This is a genomic window from Prosthecobacter gellanilyticus, from assembly GCF_007992435.1.
Taxonomy (GTDB): Bacteria; Verrucomicrobiota; Verrucomicrobiia; order Verrucomicrobiales; family Verrucomicrobiaceae; genus Prosthecobacter; species Prosthecobacter gellanilyticus.
Window position 1 is genome coordinate 183,760 of record NZ_BKAG01000004.1, and the last position, 18,223, is coordinate 201,982.

General features: G+C 59.7%; 14 protein-coding genes. 6 read left to right on the forward strand and 8 right to left on the reverse strand.

Going from position 1 to position 18,223, the window contains the following annotated elements:
- Positions 1 to 27: 27 nt before the first annotated feature.
- Positions 28 to 1,413, reverse strand: a complete 1,386-nt coding sequence (locus BGE01nite_RS04750; RefSeq protein WP_146849121.1) for an MFS transporter — start codon at positions 1,411 to 1,413, stop codon at positions 28 to 30.
- A 96-nt stretch (positions 1,414 to 1,509) separates the two neighbouring features.
- Between BGE01nite_RS04750 and BGE01nite_RS04755 the strand changes: the two genes are divergently transcribed.
- Complete coding sequence (locus BGE01nite_RS04755; RefSeq protein WP_146849122.1) at positions 1,510 to 3,183, forward strand: CocE/NonD family hydrolase; 1,674 nt, start codon at positions 1,510 to 1,512, stop codon at positions 3,181 to 3,183.
- Positions 3,184 to 3,754: 571 nt separating this feature from the next.
- On the opposite strand, the gene BGE01nite_RS04760 is transcribed toward BGE01nite_RS04755, so the two are convergent.
- Positions 3,755 to 4,276, reverse strand: coding sequence for an FmdB family zinc ribbon protein (locus tag BGE01nite_RS04760; protein WP_146849123.1), 522 nt, complete (start codon positions 4,274 to 4,276; stop codon positions 3,755 to 3,757).
- A gap of 191 nt (positions 4,277 to 4,467) precedes the next feature.
- On the opposite strand from BGE01nite_RS04760, the gene BGE01nite_RS04765 reads away from it, so the two are divergent.
- The gene (locus BGE01nite_RS04765) at positions 4,468 to 4,926 is read left to right on the forward strand and encodes a DUF3592 domain-containing protein (RefSeq protein ID WP_146849124.1); all 459 of its coding nucleotides are present in this window, start codon (positions 4,468 to 4,470) and stop codon (positions 4,924 to 4,926) included.
- A 113-nt stretch (positions 4,927 to 5,039) separates the two neighbouring features.
- Here BGE01nite_RS04765 and BGE01nite_RS04770 read toward each other — a convergent pair whose 3' ends face one another.
- From BGE01nite_RS04770 to BGE01nite_RS04780, 3 genes are all read right to left on the reverse strand, one after another.
- Positions 5,040 to 7,712, reverse strand: a complete 2,673-nt coding sequence (locus BGE01nite_RS04770; protein ID WP_246145666.1) for a PSD1 and planctomycete cytochrome C domain-containing protein — start codon at positions 7,710 to 7,712, stop codon at positions 5,040 to 5,042.
- A gap of 111 nt (positions 7,713 to 7,823) precedes the next feature.
- The gene (locus BGE01nite_RS04775) at positions 7,824 to 8,855 is read right to left on the reverse strand and encodes a sugar kinase (RefSeq protein ID WP_146849125.1); all 1,032 of its coding nucleotides are present in this window, start codon (positions 8,853 to 8,855) and stop codon (positions 7,824 to 7,826) included.
- Positions 8,852 to 9,511, reverse strand: coding sequence for a bifunctional 4-hydroxy-2-oxoglutarate aldolase/2-dehydro-3-deoxy-phosphogluconate aldolase (locus BGE01nite_RS04780; RefSeq protein WP_146849126.1), 660 nt, complete (start codon positions 9,509 to 9,511; stop codon positions 8,852 to 8,854). Before BGE01nite_RS04780 ends, BGE01nite_RS04775 begins: the two co-directional genes overlap by 4 nt.
- Positions 9,512 to 9,600: 89 nt before the next feature.
- Here BGE01nite_RS04780 and BGE01nite_RS04785 point away from each other — a divergent pair, with 89 nt between their 5' ends.
- From BGE01nite_RS04785 to BGE01nite_RS04800, 4 genes are all read left to right on the forward strand, one after another.
- Complete coding sequence (locus tag BGE01nite_RS04785; RefSeq protein ID WP_218032896.1) at positions 9,601 to 9,918, forward strand: type II toxin-antitoxin system RelE/ParE family toxin; 318 nt, start codon at positions 9,601 to 9,603, stop codon at positions 9,916 to 9,918.
- Entirely contained in the window at positions 9,915 to 10,310 is a 396-nt protein-coding gene (locus BGE01nite_RS04790; RefSeq protein WP_218032897.1) for a helix-turn-helix domain-containing protein, read from the forward strand. The genes BGE01nite_RS04785 and BGE01nite_RS04790 overlap by 4 nt, the downstream gene beginning before the upstream one ends.
- A gap of 70 nt (positions 10,311 to 10,380) precedes the next feature.
- Positions 10,381 to 11,682 (forward strand): ATP-dependent 6-phosphofructokinase, encoded by a 1,302-nt coding sequence (locus tag BGE01nite_RS04795; protein ID WP_146849127.1) that lies wholly within the window; start codon positions 10,381 to 10,383, stop codon positions 11,680 to 11,682.
- 351 nt (positions 11,683 to 12,033) lie between these two features.
- Positions 12,034 to 12,687, forward strand: a complete 654-nt coding sequence (locus BGE01nite_RS04800) for a transposase (RefSeq protein ID WP_146849128.1) — start codon at positions 12,034 to 12,036, stop codon at positions 12,685 to 12,687.
- Between the two features lie 313 nt (positions 12,688 to 13,000).
- Here BGE01nite_RS04800 and BGE01nite_RS04805 read toward each other — a convergent pair whose 3' ends face one another.
- From BGE01nite_RS04805 to BGE01nite_RS04815, 3 genes are all read right to left on the reverse strand, one after another.
- A complete protein-coding gene (locus BGE01nite_RS04805) occupies positions 13,001 to 14,923 on the reverse strand; it encodes a sialate O-acetylesterase (protein WP_146849129.1) in 1,923 nt (640 codons plus the stop codon).
- 112 nt (positions 14,924 to 15,035) lie between these two features.
- Complete coding sequence (locus BGE01nite_RS04810) at positions 15,036 to 16,562, reverse strand: right-handed parallel beta-helix repeat-containing protein (protein WP_146849130.1); 1,527 nt, start codon at positions 16,560 to 16,562, stop codon at positions 15,036 to 15,038.
- Between the two features lie 35 nt (positions 16,563 to 16,597).
- Positions 16,598 to 18,202 (reverse strand): NAD(P)/FAD-dependent oxidoreductase, encoded by a 1,605-nt coding sequence (locus tag BGE01nite_RS04815; RefSeq protein WP_146849131.1) that lies wholly within the window; start codon positions 18,200 to 18,202, stop codon positions 16,598 to 16,600.
- Between the last annotated feature and the right edge of the window lie 21 nt (positions 18,203 to 18,223).

Here is an 18,223-nt window from a genome sequence, read left to right on the forward strand (position 1 = left end):
CGTCCAGATTCAATCTTGGAAGATGCCTCAATCTTCTGGCAGCGGCTTGCCCTTGGTCTCAGGGGCGAAGGGCAGGATCAGGATGCCGACGAGGAAGATGGCGCACATGGTCATGGCGGCGTAGCGCAGAGGCAGCGCAGGATCCTGGGCGGCGAACTTGCCATACACATTGGAGGTCAGCGTGGCGGAGAAGAAGCTGCCACCCGCGGCAGCGAAGCGGCCCAGGTTGTAGCAGAAGCTGGTGCCTGTGCTGCGCAGCTTGCTGGGGAAGAGCTCCGGCAGATAGATGGCGAATCCGGCGAACACGCTGAGCTGCGCGGCACCCATGAGGAACATCATCCAGCGGGCAGCGACAGGATCACTCATCTTCCAGTAGACCAGGAAGGTGGCGGTGAGAGCCGCCGCAAAGCCGAGGAAGAAGGCGAGACGACGGCCCATCTTCGCCACGTTGGTGAAGAGAGTCATGCCCACAGCAGCTCCGAGCATGTTGAAGAGATAGGCCACGGAGATGGCGTTGTTCACCTCTCCAGCGATCTTGTCAGCAGCCACGCCAGCCTTCTCGAAATGCTGCTTGAAGACGACCTTCTGCAGATCCACCGCGTACTCGCCGATGGCCCACAGGCCGACCACGCCCGTGCTGGCGATGATGGCACCGACAATCAGATTTTTCCGCCAGCGGGCGCTTCCCAGCAGGCTGGCATAGGGAGCGAAGATGCTGCCCTTGGGAAGCTGGTTGGTGTCCTTGAGATTCTGCCAGGCGGCAGGCTCCTTCAAGTAACCGCGGGTGAAGATGATCATGAGCGCGGGAGCCGCGCCGATGAGGAACATCCAGCGCCAGCCGGAGCCGGCGACGATGGTGTGATTGGCTTCCAGGGTATCAATGCCCATCTTGGCGAAGCCGGCGGTGATGTTGCCGATCGTGGAGAGGATCTGCAGCAGGCCGAGGCACTGGGTGCGGGCGCCGTTGGGCACGGTTTCAGCGATCAGGGCCACCGCGAGACCGAACACGCCGCCGACGCCGACGCCTGTCAGGAAGCGGAAGATGGTGAAGTCCAGACTGGTCTGGCTGAAGTAGCTCAATCCTGTGAAGGCTGAGTAAATCAAGATGGTGAGGGTGAGCATCCGGGCACGGCCAAACTTGTCTCCCAGAGCGCCAAAGATCAGACCGCCGATGCCCCAACCAATAAGGAAACAAGCGGTGACCACCTTGCCAAAGGCCTGGAGTTCAGGGCTCGTCGGAGGCTGCTTCATCAGCTCCACAAGAGCGGGCACGCGGGCCAGGGAAAACAGGCGCTGGTCCAGGCAGTCAAAGAACCAAGCCGCAGAGGCCACGATGAGCACAAACCAGTGGTAGCCGGTCAGTTGCTTGTACCAGGGAGCGTTCGGGTCGGGGAGAGAGGCGGTTTGGCTCATGGGCGCGGAGAGTGGATGCCCTGCCCGCTTGTGGCAATGACGAATTCAGCCCTCTCTGCTTGTGAGGAAAAGCACGGCCGCTGCGTAATTTCATGCATGAAATTCCCCCGACCCGACGTGCGCTGGCCCCTGCTTTTCTCCCTTCTTCTGAGCGCCTGGGCGGTCGATGCCGCGTCCCTGCCGCCTCTGGACCTCGGCGGGGTGCGTGAGGAGCACGTGATGATCCCCATGCGGGATGGGGTGCACCTCTCCGCCTACCTCTATCTTCCAGCGGGCGAGGGTCAATGGCCGGCGGTGTTTGAGCAGCGCTATGCGAACGTCACCAGCACGGGAACGCGCAAGAGTTCCGCCGATCTGGCCCGCCGAGGTTTCGCGGTGGCCATGGTGAACTTCCGCGGTTCCCAGGAGAGCGAGGGCACCTATGTGGGCTACCGCGCCCTGGCCTGGGGTGAGAAGAAAGACGGCTATGACACCTGTGAGTGGCTGGCCTCGCAGCCCTGGTGCACGGGGAAGGTGGGCACGTTTGGCAGTTCGCAGGGCGGCTTCGCTCAGAACTTTCTCGCCGTGACGCAGCCACCGCATCTGACCTGCCAGTACATGGTGGACACGGGGCTCAGTCTTTTTCAGGAAGGCTACCGCATCGGCGGGGTGACGCGGCCGGGCCGTTTTGCCGACTTCGGCGCGAACTGCCGTAATCCGGCGGACAATGACGCGCTGCTGGCCGAGTGGGACCAGCACCCGAACTATGACGACTACTGGCGTGCGGAGGACTGCACGCTGCACTTCTCGAAGATGAATGTGCCCTGTTTCACCATCGGCAGCTGGTATGACTTCATGGTGCAAGGCAGTGTGGGCAGCTTCATCGGCCGGCAGCATCAGGGCGGGCCGAACTCGCGCGGGAAGCAGTGGCTGCTGCTCGGCCCCTGGCTGCATGGACGGCTGAACAAGGGCAGCAAGGTGGGTGATCTCGTTTATCCCGACAATGTCGTCTGGCCGGAGGTGGACCACATGGTGCGCTGGTTTGATCACTGGCTCAAAGGCGCGGACAACGGCATCGAAAAAGAGCCGACGGTGCGCTACTATGTCATGGGTGCCGTGGGTGAAGCCGGTGCTCCTGGGAATGAATACCGCAGCGCTGCTGACTGGCCTCCGCAGACCCAGGCGGGCAGCCTTTATCTGCAGGCAGATGGTTTGTTAGGCGAGAAGGCTTCCTCGGCGGAGAAGAGCAGCACCTCGTATGAGTCTGATCCGGCGCATCCTATGGAGATCGCTGGACGTGCATTTCCTGGCGCGAAGGATGCGAGGGCCTTTGAGACCCAAAAAGAAGTCCGCACCTGGACCACGGAGCCTCTGACTGAACCCATGGAATGGAACGGCGAGGTCAAAGCGGAAGTCTGGCTCAGCTCCACCGCGCCGGACACGGATGTGCTCCTGCGTGTGAGTGATGTGTATCCCGATGGTCGCAGCATCCTGGTCATGGACTACCCGATGAGGGCCCGCTATCGCGGGGGCTGGGACAAACAAACTTTGCTCATGCCAGGTGAGCCTGCACAACTGAGCTGGCACATCGGCTGGACGAGCCTCATCTTTGCCAAAGGCCATCGCATCCGCGTGACCCTCGCCAGCACCGGCGCGCCGCTCTATGAGCCCAACACACAGACCGGGGCCGCGCAGACGCGTGACTGGCAGAAGGATGCCCGTGCCGCCACGAACACGATCTGGCATGATGCGGCGCATCCTTCGCGGATCATGGTGCCGTTGGTAAAGTAGCCATCACACTCCGTGTGATGAGCTGAGTGGTGTGAAAACACGCTGCATCATCGAACGTGAAAGGTGTGCTCGAACCAGCGGAGCTTTCTTTGTTTGGCTGGCCTGTGGCAGCTTAGACCTAATGCCGCTAAGCAATAGGAGATGGCAGTCATCTGGTGCTTTGAGGGCCAAGGGCCCGAGACTCCTCAGCCCAGGCCAACGGCCTGGGATTCAGCACGTTGAGTAATCGCTCATGAACCAGAGCGCCGAAGGTGCGACACTCGACTCTTCGGGTTCATTTGCCGCTGCAATGTCCGGCGTCGAGTGTCGGCCCTACAGGCCTCAGCGTCGGGTCACCGAAGTTGCGTTGGCGCGTTTCCCAGGCCGTTGGCCTGGGCTGAGGAGTGCCGCCTCTTCGAGGCTCCAAACTCTTGATTGCTTAGCGGCATTAAGTCTAGATCTTGCGTGGGAGAAAGCTTTCCGGCGCAGGTGGGTGATGTGAGGCCATGCGCTTTCGCACGAATTTCCGGGGGGATGCGCGGACATCGTTGGTGCTGGCCGTGCGCTCGGTTCATCACACGGAGTGTGATGGCTACTTTACCCAGTCACGCATGTCGTAGAGCTTGGGATCGCGGATGGGCTGGCGGGCGCTACGGATGAGCTTTTTCACTTGGGCAAACACAGGGTCGGTTTCGGGGCTGTTTTCGTCAAAGCTACCGAACTGCTCTTCGAGTTTCTCCGGGTCTTCACCGGACTCGAGACGTCTCACGACCTCGCGGAGTTCGGGTGGTGTTTTGTCACCCATGACATCCGTGAGCTTGCGCATGAAGCGGCCGAGCTGGCGCGGATCGGGATGATCCGTGTCGAGAGCGCTCATTTCACTCTCCATTTCATTCATGAGATTTTCCATGCGACCTTCATCGATGCCGGCAAACGGATCATCCTCGCTCTCCTCCCTGGCCTTGCCGATGACCGCGAACTGTGAGACGCGCTTCTCCAGTCGAAACGCGGCATTGTCCGGGCACTGCGGCACTTGGTCACGCTCCGCAAAACTGCGGGCCAGGAACTGGTAGAGGGTGTTGTTTTGCGGACAGTAGAACTCGTAAATCGGCATGGGAATGGAGATGCCAGACAGTGATCCGACGCAACCACATCCGGCGTCTTCCTTGATACGCGCTGATCATCCAGTCGGGAACGGTGTGTGGCGAATTTTAGGTGAGGCTCTAAAGAAAATTATTGTCGGGTATGTTGTGCCTTTTGTAGAAGCTCCGCTGCACCGTCAAAACTCAAACAGAACAAAGTTCAATGACCACGCCTACCAAGCTCAAAATCATCTCCATTCTGGCCGTCCTTGGCGGCCCCTTCGCCGCCATGGAGGGATATAAAGACAAGCAGATGCTGGCTGAAATGGAGAAGAGCGGTGTCACCGTTCCCGGAGAAATCATGGGAGGTGAATCGAGCAAAAAACGCCGCTCCAGCAGCTACAGCTTCGACGTTGCCTATACTCCTCAAGGGGCTGCCGCCCCTGTCGAAAAGAGCTTCAAAGTGAAGGCTGACTTTTTCAAAGCCCACGTTTCTGGCGACTCCATCGGCGACCCCAAGGTGCAGGTGCGCTACATGCCCGCAAATCCCGATTCTGCGATCATCGTCGATGGCTCCACGGATGACACAGCCCTGTTTCCCATCGGCATCGGTGCTGCCGTGGTCGGACTGGGAGTCGCTCTCTTTATGTTCACGCGGAAAGAATCACCTGCTGAGGCATAACCAAACCTGCAGCGCCTGAAGTTAAAACAAAGCCTCTGTCAGCACTTCTCTAGCTGGCAGAGGCTTCTTTCTCGCGAGAGTGTGATGATCTCGCTGCGGATCGCAGGGATTAATCAGTCCACATACAGGAACTCATTCGAGCTCAGCAGCGCATGACACAGTGCGGTGAGGCCGAGCAGTTCAGGAGCGGCATTGTCCTTCTCTGGAGCGCCGCTGACTTTCTCGAGCTTCGCCGGAGTGACCTTGTAGTGCTCGGTCTGCGCTTTGACAAAGGTCACAGCTTCCTGCTCGTCAGCCATGCTGGGTTTGCGGCTGAGGACAAGGTCCCAGGCGCGCATGACCTGCTTTTCCACATCGGCTCCGGCTTCCTTGGTGACACGCAGGGCGAGGTCCTGCGCGTGCTCGCGCATGTAGAGGTTGTTCATCAGCAGCAGGCTCTGCGGGCTGACGGTGGTGTTGGGGCGCACGGCGCAGTTGGCTTCCGTCATCGCGGGAGCATCAAAGGCGGCGAACATCTCCAGAGGTGTGCTGCGACGTGCCTGCACGTACACACTGCGGCGATAGTCCTCACCATTCATGGTGATGAACTTGCCGGTCTGACGGCCTGCGGTGTCACGCGTGTCGATGCCGAGGATGACCTGGCCTTCTTCATTGAAGGTCACGGGCACGGGCTGGCCGCCGATCTTGGGATTCAGCTTGCCGGAGACAGCGAGGAAGGCATCGCGAAGTGTCTCGGCCTCCAGTCGATGCACATTCATGCGGCTGAGAAGGCGATTGTCTGGATCGATGAGGTCACGCTTGGCATCGCGCTGGGAAGACTGGCGATAAGCGCGGCTGGTCATGATGAGCTTGTGCAGATGCTTTATGCTCCAGCCATGCGCCATGAAATCGGTGGCGAGCCAGTCCAACAGTTCAGGATGGCTGGGCTTCTCGCCGAGCTGGCCGAAGTCATTCGGCGAATTCACCAAGCCTTTGCCGAAGTGACGCAGCCAGACTTGGTTGACCATCACACGAGCTAGCAGCGGATGCTTGCCATCGGTGAGGGACTTCGCAAAGGCCAGACGACGGCCGGTGGTCGGCATAGCTTTGTCTTTCTCGGGAATCTCGATGGGGCGGAACGATGCGAGCACGGTGAGATCACCGGGCTTCACGGCTTCCTTGGGCGATTCAATGTCGCCGCGGAAGAAGAGATTCGTGACGGGGATCTTGTCGGCGGCCAGAGGCTGCTCCTCAAAGGCATGCAGGAACTCTTCCTTCGGCTTGGTGGCGCGCACGGCGGCGGCATCCTCAGTCATCTTTTTCAGATCAGCCGCATACTTGGTCTTGTAAGTGGTATCGTAGAGATACAGCGAGCCAGCGCTGAGCTGGTTGATTCGCGGCCAGGCTTTCAACTGCTTCACCTGCTCGGGGGTGCGCTTCTTCACTTCGGTGCGGTAAGCGGTGCGCAGTGAGTCACGATCTTTTTCCGGGGCTTTTTCCAGTTCCTTGTCCAGCACTTCGCTGATGAAGGTTTCCTGCTTCGCGAGACGGGCGGCATCGAGCTTCTTCGCTTCTTCTTCAATCTTCGCACCGACGGCTCTTTCTTTGTCGGTGAGCAGTGAAACGAGGCGTCCGGCAGGAGCACGCCAAGCCTTCGTGTTGAAGCCTGGCTCAAAGATGGCGCGCATGCGGTAGTAGTCCGCCTGCGTGATCGGGTCATAACGATGATCATGGCACTGCGCGCAGCCGACGGTCATGCCGTAGAAGGCCGTGCTGACAATCTTGATCGTGTCCGCGATGCTGGCGTTTTGAGCCGCCTTGTCATTCATCGCACCCGTGCCATCAGCAGCCATGCGCAGGAAACCGGTGGCGGTGATTTTCTCAATGGCTTCGGCGCTGAGGTTGCGATGCGGCAGCGGCACCATCTCATCTCCGGCGAGTTGCTCGCGCACGAATTCATCGAAGGGCTTGTCCTTGTTCAGTGAGGCGATGACGTAGTCACGATACTTCCAGGCCCAGGGGCGGACCATGTCTTTGTCGGTATAACCATCTGAGTCGGCATAACCAGCGATGTCGAGCCAATGTCTGCCCCAGCGTTCGCCGTAGGCGGGCAGGGAGAGCAGACGTGCGGTGAGGGATGACCAGGCTTTTTCACGGATCTCGGCAGGGTTGAGACCTGAGGTGGATTTGTCCCGGCCTTCCCATTCCGCTACAAACTGCTCCACCTGCTCAGGGGTGGGTGGCAGACCGGTGAGGTCAAAGCTGGCGCGACGGATCAGGGTGCGCGGATCGGCTTCTTTGGAGAAGGTGAGGTCGCTGCTCTTCAGCTTGTCAGCGAGGAAGCCGTCGATCGGATTCGCCTCGGCAGCAGCTTTCGGCAGCGCGGGCTTCTTGATGGGCTGGAAGGCCCACCAGGCGCGCTCTTCATCGGTAAAGGCATGCTCAGGTCCGAGCTTCTCAGGTTCCACGCGGGCGGTTTTGGCCCCTTGGGCGATCCACTGTTCCAGAGTGGCGATGTCCTTGGCAGGCAGCTTGGCCTTGCCCTTCGGCATGTCACCACTCTTTACCATCTCTAGCAGGTGGCTTTTGGCGGCATCGCCGGGGATCACGGCCGGACCTTCCTTACCGCCTTTCAGCAGGAAGCGAGCGAGGCGCACGTCCAGGCCGCCTTTCATTTCGCCGTCCTCGCCATGGCAATGGAAGCACTGCGCCTTCAGGATGGGGCGGACGTGTCTTTCAAACGTGAGCGCTTCGCCGGCCCAGACGGGGCTGGCGATCACGAGGGCGATGAGGGGGGAACGGATCACAGGGAGGGCATACGGGCAGGCTGGAGCAGGTCTTGCTCCAGGCCGCCTGGGAGGCCGCCGAACATCATCTTTGGCAGGAGAATGGTCACTTTTGGCGGGTTACAGGGCGGCCTATCGGCTGACCCGGCCGCCACCATCCCCCTGCATGAGGGCCTCGATCTCGGCCCGGGTGCTGTAGTTGAAGTCGCCCTCAATGGAGTGCGCCAGGCAGCCTGCGGCGGTGGCAAAGGCAATGGTTTCGGCTGGACTGGAGCCTTGGAGGATGGAGAAAAGCAGGCCCGCCGTGAAGGCATCGCCCGCGCCCAGGCGGTCGATGATCTGCGTGATGGAGAAGGTCGGCGCGGTGTGCAGCACATCCGTCGCTTTCTCATAGAGGGCACCGCTGAAATTCTGCACAGCAGCGCTGGATCCATCCCGCTGGGTGAAGGCCGCGTGGGTGAGGTTCGGGAACTGGGCGGTGATCTGTTTGGCCACCGTGTGCAGATCTCCCGCGCCATCCACACCGAGCATGGCGATGGCATCACTGATGCCTCCGACGAAGACTGTCACGTGGCGCAGCAGGTCCTTCATGGTGCGTGTAGCAAGGTCACGAGCGGACAGTGAAGGCTCCCAGCGCCAGAGCTTGGTGCGGTAGTTCATATCGCACACGACCTTGATGCCGCGTCGCTCAGCCTCCTGAACGGCAAACAGAGCTACCTCGGCCGCATTGCGTGAGATCGCGGGCGTGATGCCGGAGATCACAAACCATTCGCAGCCGGTGAAGATGGCTGTCCAATCATAGGCGGCGGCCGGCGTGAGGGCCACGGCAGCGCCTTCGCGATCATAGATTACATTGCCGCCACGCTGGTTCGCGCCGTGCTCGAGGAAGTAGATGCCCAGGCGACCTTCCGTCGTGCGCAGGATGTGCTTGGTCTCGACCCCGATGGAGCGCAGATCCGCGATGCAGGCATCCGCGATGGCGTGGTCTGGCAGGGCCGTGACGAAGGCCGCGTCCGCGCCGAGATAGGCCAGAGAGGCGGCGATGCTCGCCTCAGCTCCGGCGAAGGTCACATTTACACTGCCCGGCATGGCCTGCTGAAAGCGCGCGAACCCCGGCGTGGCCAGACGCATCATGATCTCCCCAAACGTGACGACGCGACTCATGGGCGAACTTGTTTGACGATCTCTGAAGCCTCGCGCGCCAGCTGGGTGATGGCCGCCCAGTCACCTTTGGCGATGAGGTCCTTCGGTGCCAACCATGAGCCGCCGAGCGCGAGCACGGAAGGCTCCTTCAAATACTGCGCTGCATTCGCCGGACCCACGCCGCCGAGCGGGATGAACTGCACGCCGAGGTGCATGAAGGGCGCGGAGATGGTGCGCAGGTAGGGCAGACCACCTGAAGGCTCGCTGGGGAAGAATTTCAGCAGCTTGCAACCTGCTTCGACGGCTAGCTCAATGTCTGTGGGCGTGCAGACGCCAGGAGCAAAGGGGAGGCCGATGCGGCGGGCCTCGGCCACCACGCGTGGATTCATACCTGGTGCCACGCCGAAGCTGGCGCCAGCCTCCAGCGCTTCATTCGCCTGCTGCGGCGTGAGGATGGTGCCCACGCCTGTGACCATCTCTGGAACCTCATCATGGATACGGCGCAGCGAATCCAAGGCCGAAGGAGTGCGCAGGGTGAGCTCAATGGCGGTCACTCCACCGGCCAGCAAGGCACGCGCCAGCGGCACGGCATCCTCAACACGATCGATCATCAAGACGGCAATGACGCCGTTACGGCGGAGGTGCAGGAGGAGGTCATCGGAAAAGGCTGGTTCCATCACCTGAAGCAGGGCAGGAGCCGCAGGAATGCAAGGCGCATGTTTAAAAGGAGATTGTCAGCCATGCGCCAATGGCGCATAGTAGTGTGGTGGAATTTATTGAGTTCAGTCAATTCGCCCGGAAAATCAGTCTGCTTGGAGACGATGATGAGTATCTTGCTCTACAGATCGCTTTGATGGAGCGGCCTGAAGCTGGGGCTGTGATTCCGGGCGGTGGCGGGCTCCGCAAACTCCGTTGGGCAGGCAGTGGCCGTGGCAAGCGCGGCGGCCTGCGGCTCATCTATTACTATGTCACCGCTGAAGGGCAGATTTTGCTGCTTCATCTCTATGCCAAGAACGAGATGGAAGACCTGTCACAGGCGCAGCTGAAACAACTCAAAAACGAAGTCGAACAACATCTTTTATGAAAACTGCCAAGTCATCCAAGTCTTCCTCCTTGGGCGAAGAGCTGATGGAATCTGTGCGTGAGGCCGGATCGGTCTTGCGTGGTGAAAAGCCCGCCGCGCGTGTGTGGCGGCTCACTAAAATGCCTGATGGAACCATCAAGCGTGTAAAGGTGTCCGCCGCTGCTCATCAGAAACAACAAGCCGCTCGCTGGAAGGAGCGCACCGAAGCCGCTCAGGCGAGAGATGCGCTGGCGCTTTCACAATCTGAGTTTGCGGATTTGCTGGGCATCAGCGTCCGCACCCTGCATCAGTGGGAACAAGGCCGCCGCCAGCCTACGGGAGCCGCCCGGATGCTGCTGAAGATTGCCCGTCTTCAGCCCAAACTTCTGAAGAAGGCCATGGCCATGCTGTAAGCGACCAGCATCTATTCAGTGTCAGGGCGGTGAGTCTGGCATTTCTCCTGCTCATAGGGTCTTGCCGCCCATGACACCAGCCCCGCCTGACACGAGCATTCCCACGCTCGGCCCCTGCCGTTTTCCTTCGCCTCTGCACCATTTTGGAACGGTGGAAGCACCGTTTAAAACGGAGACCGATCGCATCCTTTACCACAGCCATCTGCTTGAGGATGGGAGGGACGTGTCCACGCCCAGTTATGAGGAAGCGGGGCCGCGTGAGAAGATCTATTTTGACCCTCCGAAGACCACGGTGGGCATTGTGACCTGCGGTGGATTGTGCCCGGGGCTAAATGACATCATCCGCGGCATCGTGATGCGCTGCCATCATCAATATGGAGTCGCTCGCACCTATGGCTTTCGCTACGGATATGAAGGATTGGTTCAGCGTTATGGTCATACGCCGCTGCTGCTCCGGCCGAACTCGGTGGAGCAGGCGCATCATTTCGGTGGCACCTTGCTGGGCAGCTCGCGTGGCCAGCAGGACATTGGCGAGATGGTGGACACGCTGGAAGACATGAAGGTGGACATCCTTTTTGTGATCGGCGGTGATGGCACGCTGCGCGGTGCGGCAGAGATCGTGAAGGAGATCGAGCGACGTGGCTTGAAGAAGGCCGTCGTCGGCATCCCGAAGACGATCGACAATGACATCCGCTTTCTCGACAAGAGCTTTGGTTTTGAAACCGCCTTTGATGCGGCTGTACAGGCCGTGAAGTGCGCCTATGTGGAGGCTACGGGGGCGGTGAACGGAGTCGGTCTCGTGAAGCTGATGGGGCGTGACTCTGGTTTCATCGCTTGTTATGCCGCGCTGGCGGGCAGCAATGTGGACTTTGTGCTCATTCCCGAGGTGAAGTTTGAGCTGGAGGGCGATGGCGGACTACTGGAATCGCTGCGTCTGCGCCTGCTGAAGCGCCGGAATGCGGTGATCGTGGTCGCGGAAGGGGCGGGCCAGCACCTGATGGAAACAGGTGATGCCACAGATGCGAGCGGTAACAAAAAGTATGGTGACATTGGCCAGTTCTTGAAGGATCGCATCAATGGCTACTTCAAGTCCCGCAAGACGGAGGTGAATCTCAAGTACATCGATCCCAGCTACATCGTGCGCAGCGTGCCTGCGAATGCGCAGGACAATGTGTATTGTTCACGTCTCGCCCAGTCCGCCGTACATGCCGCGATGGGCGGCAAGACGGGCATGCTGGTAGGTCGCTGGCATGGATCCTTTGTGCATCTGCCGCTGGAGCTGGTCATTCATGGCCGCCGCAAGGTAGATCCCACGCAGGAGCTCTGGCACAGCGTGCTGGAGTGCACGGGGCAGCCGGCGGTGATGAAATAGTAGCCATCACACTCCGTGTGATGAGCCGAGCGCTTCTCTAGCGCACTCCGTCATCGAATTTAAAAAGGAACTGCTCGAACGAGCGAAGCTTTCTTTCGTTGAAGCGTGGTGGCCGAGGTTCTGTGTGGGAGGAGTATTTTTGGGGCGGCGACAGGCGATGAGCACCCATGCGCTATCGCACGAATGCCCCGGTGTTGATGTTCGGAGGTTGTTTGTGGTGGCAGTGCGCTCAGCTCATCACACGGAGTGTGATGGCTACTATCGGCGCATAGTCGCAGTCTGACCATCGAATCTTCCATGGTGCTGTTTTTGGGCTGGCCGTGTACATGCTGAATCCTTAACCTGGGCCTCATGCGTTTCTTCAATCCGCGAGATGATCTACTGATTACTCAGCGTCAGCTGCCTCACTGGTCGCAGAGTGGGTCTGTGGTTTTCGTTACCTGGCGGACGCAGGATTCAATGCCCAAGGATGTGCTGGCCAAGTGGCGTGCGGAACGTAATCGCTGGCTGGTGGCCCATGACATCGATCCCACGCAGAAAGGGTGGAAGGCCAAAGTCCAGGAGCTGCCGCCAGATGAAATGGCTGAGTATCATGACCATTTTACCACTCGCTGGCATGAAGAACTGGATGCCTGCTACGGTACCTGTGTGTTACGCCAGCCTGAGCTGGCGATGATCGTGAGTGACAGCCTGCTTTGCTTTCACGGGGATCGATACGAGATGCTGAGCTTTGTCATCATGCCGAACCACATTCACCTCCTCGTGTGTTTTCCGGGGAAAACTGAAATGCTGGCACAGTGTGAATCATGGAAGCGGTTCACTGCCAAACGGATCAACGAAATACTGGGAACCGATGGAAGGTTTTGGCAGCAGGATGCATTTGATCACCTGGTGCGGCATGAGGCTCAGTATGAGCGGCTGCTAGATTACCTGGCGCAGAATCCGCGGAGGGCGCAGCTGCGGCAAGGGGAGTATCTTTTGTGGAGCAAGCATGGGGCGACGTAACGGCGACGTGAGCCCATGCGCTTCGCTGATTCGAGAGGGCCGTTTGGACGGATGGAAAGTAGCCGTCACACTCCGTGTGACGAGCTGAGGGCTTCTCTAGCGCACTCTGTCAGAAGACTTAAAAGGCCTGCCCGAACCAGCGGAGCTTTCTTTTTTTTGAGACGTGGAGGCTGAGGTTTTGTGTGAGAGGAGCATTTTTAGGGCGGTGACAGGCGATGTGAGCCCATGCGCTTTCGCAAGAATTTCCCGGCGTTGGTATTCGGAGGTTATTTGTTTTGGCGGAGCGCTCAGCTCATCACACGGAGTGTGATGGCTACTTTAGGCCTGCCATGGCCTTCGCATATCTTCTGCCAAACTCGCGCAGGGATGGGGTGTCGAAGTGGACGCCATCGCCTTTGTGGTGGAGGCCGGTGGATTCGACGACGGCGGTTTTGGGGACGGTCTTGGGGATGGCAGAGATCTGCTCGTTCACCAGGGGCCAGAAGCTGGGCTTGCCATCGCGGGTGGTGTTGGAGAGGAACTCGCCGAGTTTGCCGGCCACGAAGGGGACTTCACCAACGCCGAGATCGGCGCGCAGGTCGGCGATCATCTGGCTAAGGCGTGCGCCATAGGTCTTGGCGGTTTCTTCCTTGCCGGAATCGCCCTCGCCTTGATGCCAGAGGATGCCTTTGAGCGTTCCGTCCTTCATGGCGAGCTTTGCGCGGACGAGAGCCTGCTCATAAAGATCTCCACCTTTCTGCCAGCGCTGCAGCGGGGTGCCGCCGACGGCGCAGGGAATGACACCCACGGTGATCTCCTTGTCCGCATCCGCCATCTCGCGGGCAAAGCTGGTGCCGAGACCCACACCTGCGGCGGCGGGCTTGTCGGTGTGCAGGGGATCGGTGCCGGGAGCCCAGGCGTTGCGCTGGGAGAATTTCAGAAGGCGGAGCTTTGAAAGGCTATCGTCTTCCGTCATCACACCGCGCCCGGCCATGTTGGACTGACCGATGAGCAGGTAGAGATGAAACTTCTCCTTGGCGGGCATCTGCGAGGCCACTTTCTCCTCATCGCGGATATCGGGATGGTTGCCATAAGCATAACATTGGTTCGCCACGATCTTCAGCTTGGCGTCCTTGGACACGAGCTTGCCGGCGCAAATGTCTTCTTCACGCAGAACACTGACGAGAATGGCTTTGTCGCCAGCACGATAACGTCCCAAATCGTAGGTGATGAAGATGCGGCCATCGGGAGCCTGCACGGCGTCGGGGTAGGAGACGCCGGAGCGTTCATCGAGCAGCAGCTTCTTGGGCCAGGTGCGGCCTTCATCATCAGAGAGCCACACAGTCATACAGGCACGGCCAAAACCACCGTTTTTGTTAGGCGGCGCGTCGTGATACACGAGCATGAATGCACCGGAGGCGAGCTTGCTCATGCAGGCACGGGTGGAGGGACCTTTCTCAAAGCCAGGCATGGGTGTGGCTTCGCCCCAGGTTTTGCCGCCATCTTTGGATGTGCTTTCATAGAGGCCCACGGAGGTGCGGATGACCATCCAGAGGCTGTTGTCCTTGCGCTGGGCCAGAGTGGCCTCGCTGAAGTTTAGCAGGTTTTCAGGCAGGCTTGTGCCACCTAGCCATTTCCAGGTGGTGCCCTCATCCGTGCTGATCAGGGTCCCGGTTTCCTTGCCTGCGATCTCCGCATTCTTGAGGGAAGGTCCGTTGATGAAGAATGGGGCGATCCAGGCGCCGTCCTGACGAATAATCGGCTTGCCGAAGAGGATGCCATCGGGAGCGACGACGAAGGGTGCGGACCACTGCGGCTCGGCTTGTGTCGGATCGTCGGCACGAACGGCAAAGGTGGCACGGAGCAGGGGACTAGTTTCGGTCTTCTCGGTGAACTGGGTGTAGAAAAGCCAGAGGCGGCTTTTGGGATCGATCCAAGGCAAGGGATCGCCAATGCGCATGCCTTTCGGACCTTGGATGGCGATGGGTTTGGACCATTTCTTGCCCACGTCTTCGCAGGTCGCGGCCATCATGTAGTTGCCGATGGCGCCTTCGCCGACATCGCCTGTATACCAGGTGGCCCACAGGCGGCCGTTGGAGGCGCGTTCGATGCCCGGGATGCCCTGCCAGGAGCGTTTGGTTTCGTCATACTCTCCGCCGGTTTTGGTGATGACTTTGGCGATGGGGTATTCGGCGGCGGTGAGCGCGGAGGTGAGCGCGGAGGTGAGGAGGAAAAGTATTGAGAAGAGGTGCTTCATAGAATTGGACCAAAGCAGCTAGCGGCTCGCTGACAGAAGTATGTTGTTCACGCTTCAACGTGTGCTTCGAAGTTCATTGAACACGCTGAAGCGTGAACAACGTACTAGTGGATCAACGCTCGTCCATGCCAGCATCGGGGGCTTTGCTTTTGAAGTAGCCGGGTTCGCAGCCTGGAAGGGGCTTGCCATTGCGATAGGTGGAGAGGTCGATTCCGGCATCGACAGCGGCGGAGGCATCCGTGGTGTTGATGTTGTTCTTGTCGGTGAAGTCACGCGGTGGTGTGCCTTTACGCTGATCGAAGAAGCCGTCTTTGACACCGATGGCGAGGTTGTTCACGACATGCCACTTCGGCGTGGCGAAGGTGCGGCTCTTGTTGTTGAACGATGAATAGACCAGGGCCGCATCAGCGCCGCCTTCGATGGTGTTGTGGTAGATGTAACCTTCCGCGGGCGAGGCATCCATGCTGAACCAAATGTTAAACGGCGTGCCCTCGATGAGGCGGTTGTGATGGATGTAGACGGGACCGATGCGCGGCACCTTGAAGCGCAGGCCGCCGTGGGTGTGACGCAGGGTGTTGTGATGCACGTTCACATCGACGCAGCCCACACCGAGCTCCATGCCGGAGTCACGGGTGTTTTCGATGACGTTTTCCGCGATTTCCGTGCCGCGTCCGTGATCGGGGCTAGGTAGCTCCTTGTCGAGTGATTCGGCGCGGTAGTCGCCGAGGCAGATGCCATCAAACACGCGGTCGAAATGGTTGCGAAGGATACGGTTGTGCGTGCCGGCGCCATTGAGTTCGATGCCCACACGGTCATACTTGCCGACGTCTTTGTGGATGCGCCAGATCTCGTAGTTCTCGCGGCGGTTCTCCTCGCTCGCACGCCATTCTTCAAAGGCGCCGCGGGTGATGTCGCAGTCTTCGATGGTGCAGTTCGAGGCACCACCGGTGATCACCATGCCGCCACCTTCATAGGAGGTGATCTTGCAGCGACGGACGATGCAGTCCTTCGCGCCTTCGGTGAGGCGGACATCATCCACACCTGCGGCAAAGGTGAGTCCTTCGACGATGACGCCTTCAGCGGCAATCTCGATCAAGGCTTTGTCTGACAGGATTGCAGACATCTTCAAAGTCGCGGGTGATGCATCATTCTCAAAGCGCACGTAGATCTGCTTCTCCTTCGGATGATACATCCACAGGGCACGCACCTGCTTGAAGCTTGTGAGTGGTGTGCCTTTGGTGAGCAATGTCTGCCAGTGCCAGTCACCTTTTTCATCGGCACGATCAAAGCGGATCTCGGCGATGAACTTTTCGTCCACCAGCAAACCCTCGGGGCGCTTGTCAGACTTGGCGATGAACACGCCGGGCATGTCGGGTGCTGCGGACCATTCCACTTTGAGAGATGAGGAACCGTCGAGGATGGCTCCGGGCTTGCCTTGGAGGGTGAGCTTCTTGTCCACGCGCACACGTTCGTTGTAGATGCCGGGTTGCAGGGTTAGCGTGTCACCTGCTGCCGCAGCGGCGATGGCTTCGGCGAGAGGCTTCCCGGAAGGGCTGGGTTGGACCTGGATGTCAGCGGCCTGTGCTGTCAGAGACAGGAGCAGGATGGAGATCGCGGAAATGCGGGAGTCGGGGGACATGGTTAGCATTAAACGCGACAACCCTGCCCCGCTTCTCACGAAGCCTCCATGGAAACTGCCGGGGCGGGCGCTGGCATGGGTTCAGCGACGGGCTGAGGTTGTGGCTTGGTGGGGTATTCCGGCTGGGCACCCCAGCTACGCCAGCCTTCCGTGATCTCCAGCTTGAGCCATTCGGCCAGCATGGGGAAGATGCGCAGGGTATCGCTCCGCTTCAGCGTGAATCCGGGGATGAGGCAGCGCTGCATGCGGTTCTTCTTGCCGAGCATGCCCGTGGCGCGCCGGTGCCGGGCGATGGCCGCGAAACGGCTGTTGTAGCTGCTCATCAGCCAGGCAAAGAACTTGCCGCTCGGTGGCGAGAACGGCGGTGCAAACAGGGCCGTCTCACCACGATTGTAAGGGCCTTCGACAACGCCCCAGTAGTAAAGACTGAGGTCAAGCCGGAAGGCGAGGCTCATGAGGTCGAACTCGCCCATGTACTCATACTTGTCCTTGTAGAGCGCCGCGAACCAGCGGCTGTGGCAGACGGAGAAGTCGCGGTTGTACTTCACGACGCGCTCCACCATCGGCTTGCCCATGCGCTGCTCAGTGATGAGGTTCACGGCGCTGCTGGTGGTGAAGGAGATCCAGTCCATGCCCGGACTGTAGAAGGGATCCATGAAGGCTGCGGCGTCCCCCACGAGCACAAAGCCGTCACCTGCAAAAGTGGTGCTGTAGTAAGCGAGATTGCGGCGCCAGTGCATGTCCTCCTCGTCATACTCAGCATCAGCGATCATCTCGCGCGCGACCGGATGCTTCATGAGGAAGTCCTTCAGGCGTTCGCCCAGCTTGCGGCCATCTGAAGGGAAGTCGACCAGCCGCTGGTCGAGGACGAAACCCACGCTCACGTCACCGCCTTTGAGCGGAATCCACCAGCTCCACCAGCCGTCACCGATGATGTGGTTCGTGGCGGTGTTACGCAGACCATAGACGGTCTTGGACCATTCGGGATATTTCTGCGCCAGTTCACGGCCATCCCAATCCTTGATGCCTTTCCAGCGTGACCAGCAGGCGGCGGTGGGATGCTCGGTGTTGGACACCCACCAGCCATTTTTTCGGGCGAGCAGCGCAGCCATGCCCGAGGCATCCACGATCCAGCGTGAGCGCACGCGGTAGGTCTGGTCTCCCTGCTTCACGTCCAGCGTCTGTTCGCCACCAGAGTTCAGCTTCACATTGGCGACCGTGGCCGGACGAATCAGCTGAGCTCCGGCGAGACAGGCGCGGCGCAGCACCTCCTCGTCAAAGGTCGAGCGGTCGAGCTGGAAGGAGGCGATGCGGGCGAGATACTTGGGACCAAGTTCGCTGGCATCCGCCACACCTTGCACCTCGTCATTTTTGAACCAGAAGCGCAGCCCCTGCTTCATGATCTGGTTCTCATTCAAGTATTGGGTCATCCCCAGCACTCTGGTCATGAAGAAGGCGCTGACCTCCACGGTCGCTTCGCCCACACGACGGCCCAGCTTTTCCGCCTTTTCGACGATGAGCACCCGGATGCCCGGATTGTGACGCAGCAATAATGTGGCGGTGGCCGCGCCAGACAGAGCGCCACCGATCACGACCACGTCGTAGGCATTGTCACCATCAGAAAGGAGAGTGTTATCCATTGGGGAAGACAGGATACCGGG

Coding starts and splice junctions, on each gene's coding strand:
- BGE01nite_RS04750 (WP_146849121.1), bottom strand. CDS start 1,413: ATGAGCCAAACCGCCTCTCTCCCCGACCCGAACGCTCCCTGGTACAAG.
- BGE01nite_RS04780 (WP_146849126.1), bottom strand. CDS start 9,511: ATGGAACCAGCCTTTTCCGATGACCTCCTCCTGCACCTCCGCCGTAAC.
- BGE01nite_RS04800 (WP_146849128.1), top strand. CDS start 12,034: ATGCGTTTCTTCAATCCGCGAGATGATCTACTGATTACTCAGCGTCAG.
- BGE01nite_RS04760 (WP_146849123.1), bottom strand. CDS start 4,276: ATGCCGATTTACGAGTTCTACTGTCCGCAAAACAACACCCTCTACCAG.
- BGE01nite_RS04775 (WP_146849125.1), bottom strand. CDS start 8,855: ATGAGTCGCGTCGTCACGTTTGGGGAGATCATGATGCGTCTGGCCACG.
- BGE01nite_RS04805 (WP_146849129.1), bottom strand. CDS start 14,923: ATGAAGCACCTCTTCTCAATACTTTTCCTCCTCACCTCCGCGCTCACC.
- BGE01nite_RS04755 (WP_146849122.1), top strand. CDS start 1,510: ATGAAATTCCCCCGACCCGACGTGCGCTGGCCCCTGCTTTTCTCCCTT.
- BGE01nite_RS04795 (WP_146849127.1), top strand. CDS start 10,381: ATGACACCAGCCCCGCCTGACACGAGCATTCCCACGCTCGGCCCCTGC.
- BGE01nite_RS04815 (WP_146849131.1), bottom strand. CDS start 18,202: ATGGATAACACTCTCCTTTCTGATGGTGACAATGCCTACGACGTGGTC.
- BGE01nite_RS04790 (WP_218032897.1), top strand. CDS start 9,915: ATGAAAACTGCCAAGTCATCCAAGTCTTCCTCCTTGGGCGAAGAGCTG.
- BGE01nite_RS04765 (WP_146849124.1), top strand. CDS start 4,468: ATGACCACGCCTACCAAGCTCAAAATCATCTCCATTCTGGCCGTCCTT.
- BGE01nite_RS04810 (WP_146849130.1), bottom strand. CDS start 16,562: ATGTCCCCCGACTCCCGCATTTCCGCGATCTCCATCCTGCTCCTGTCT.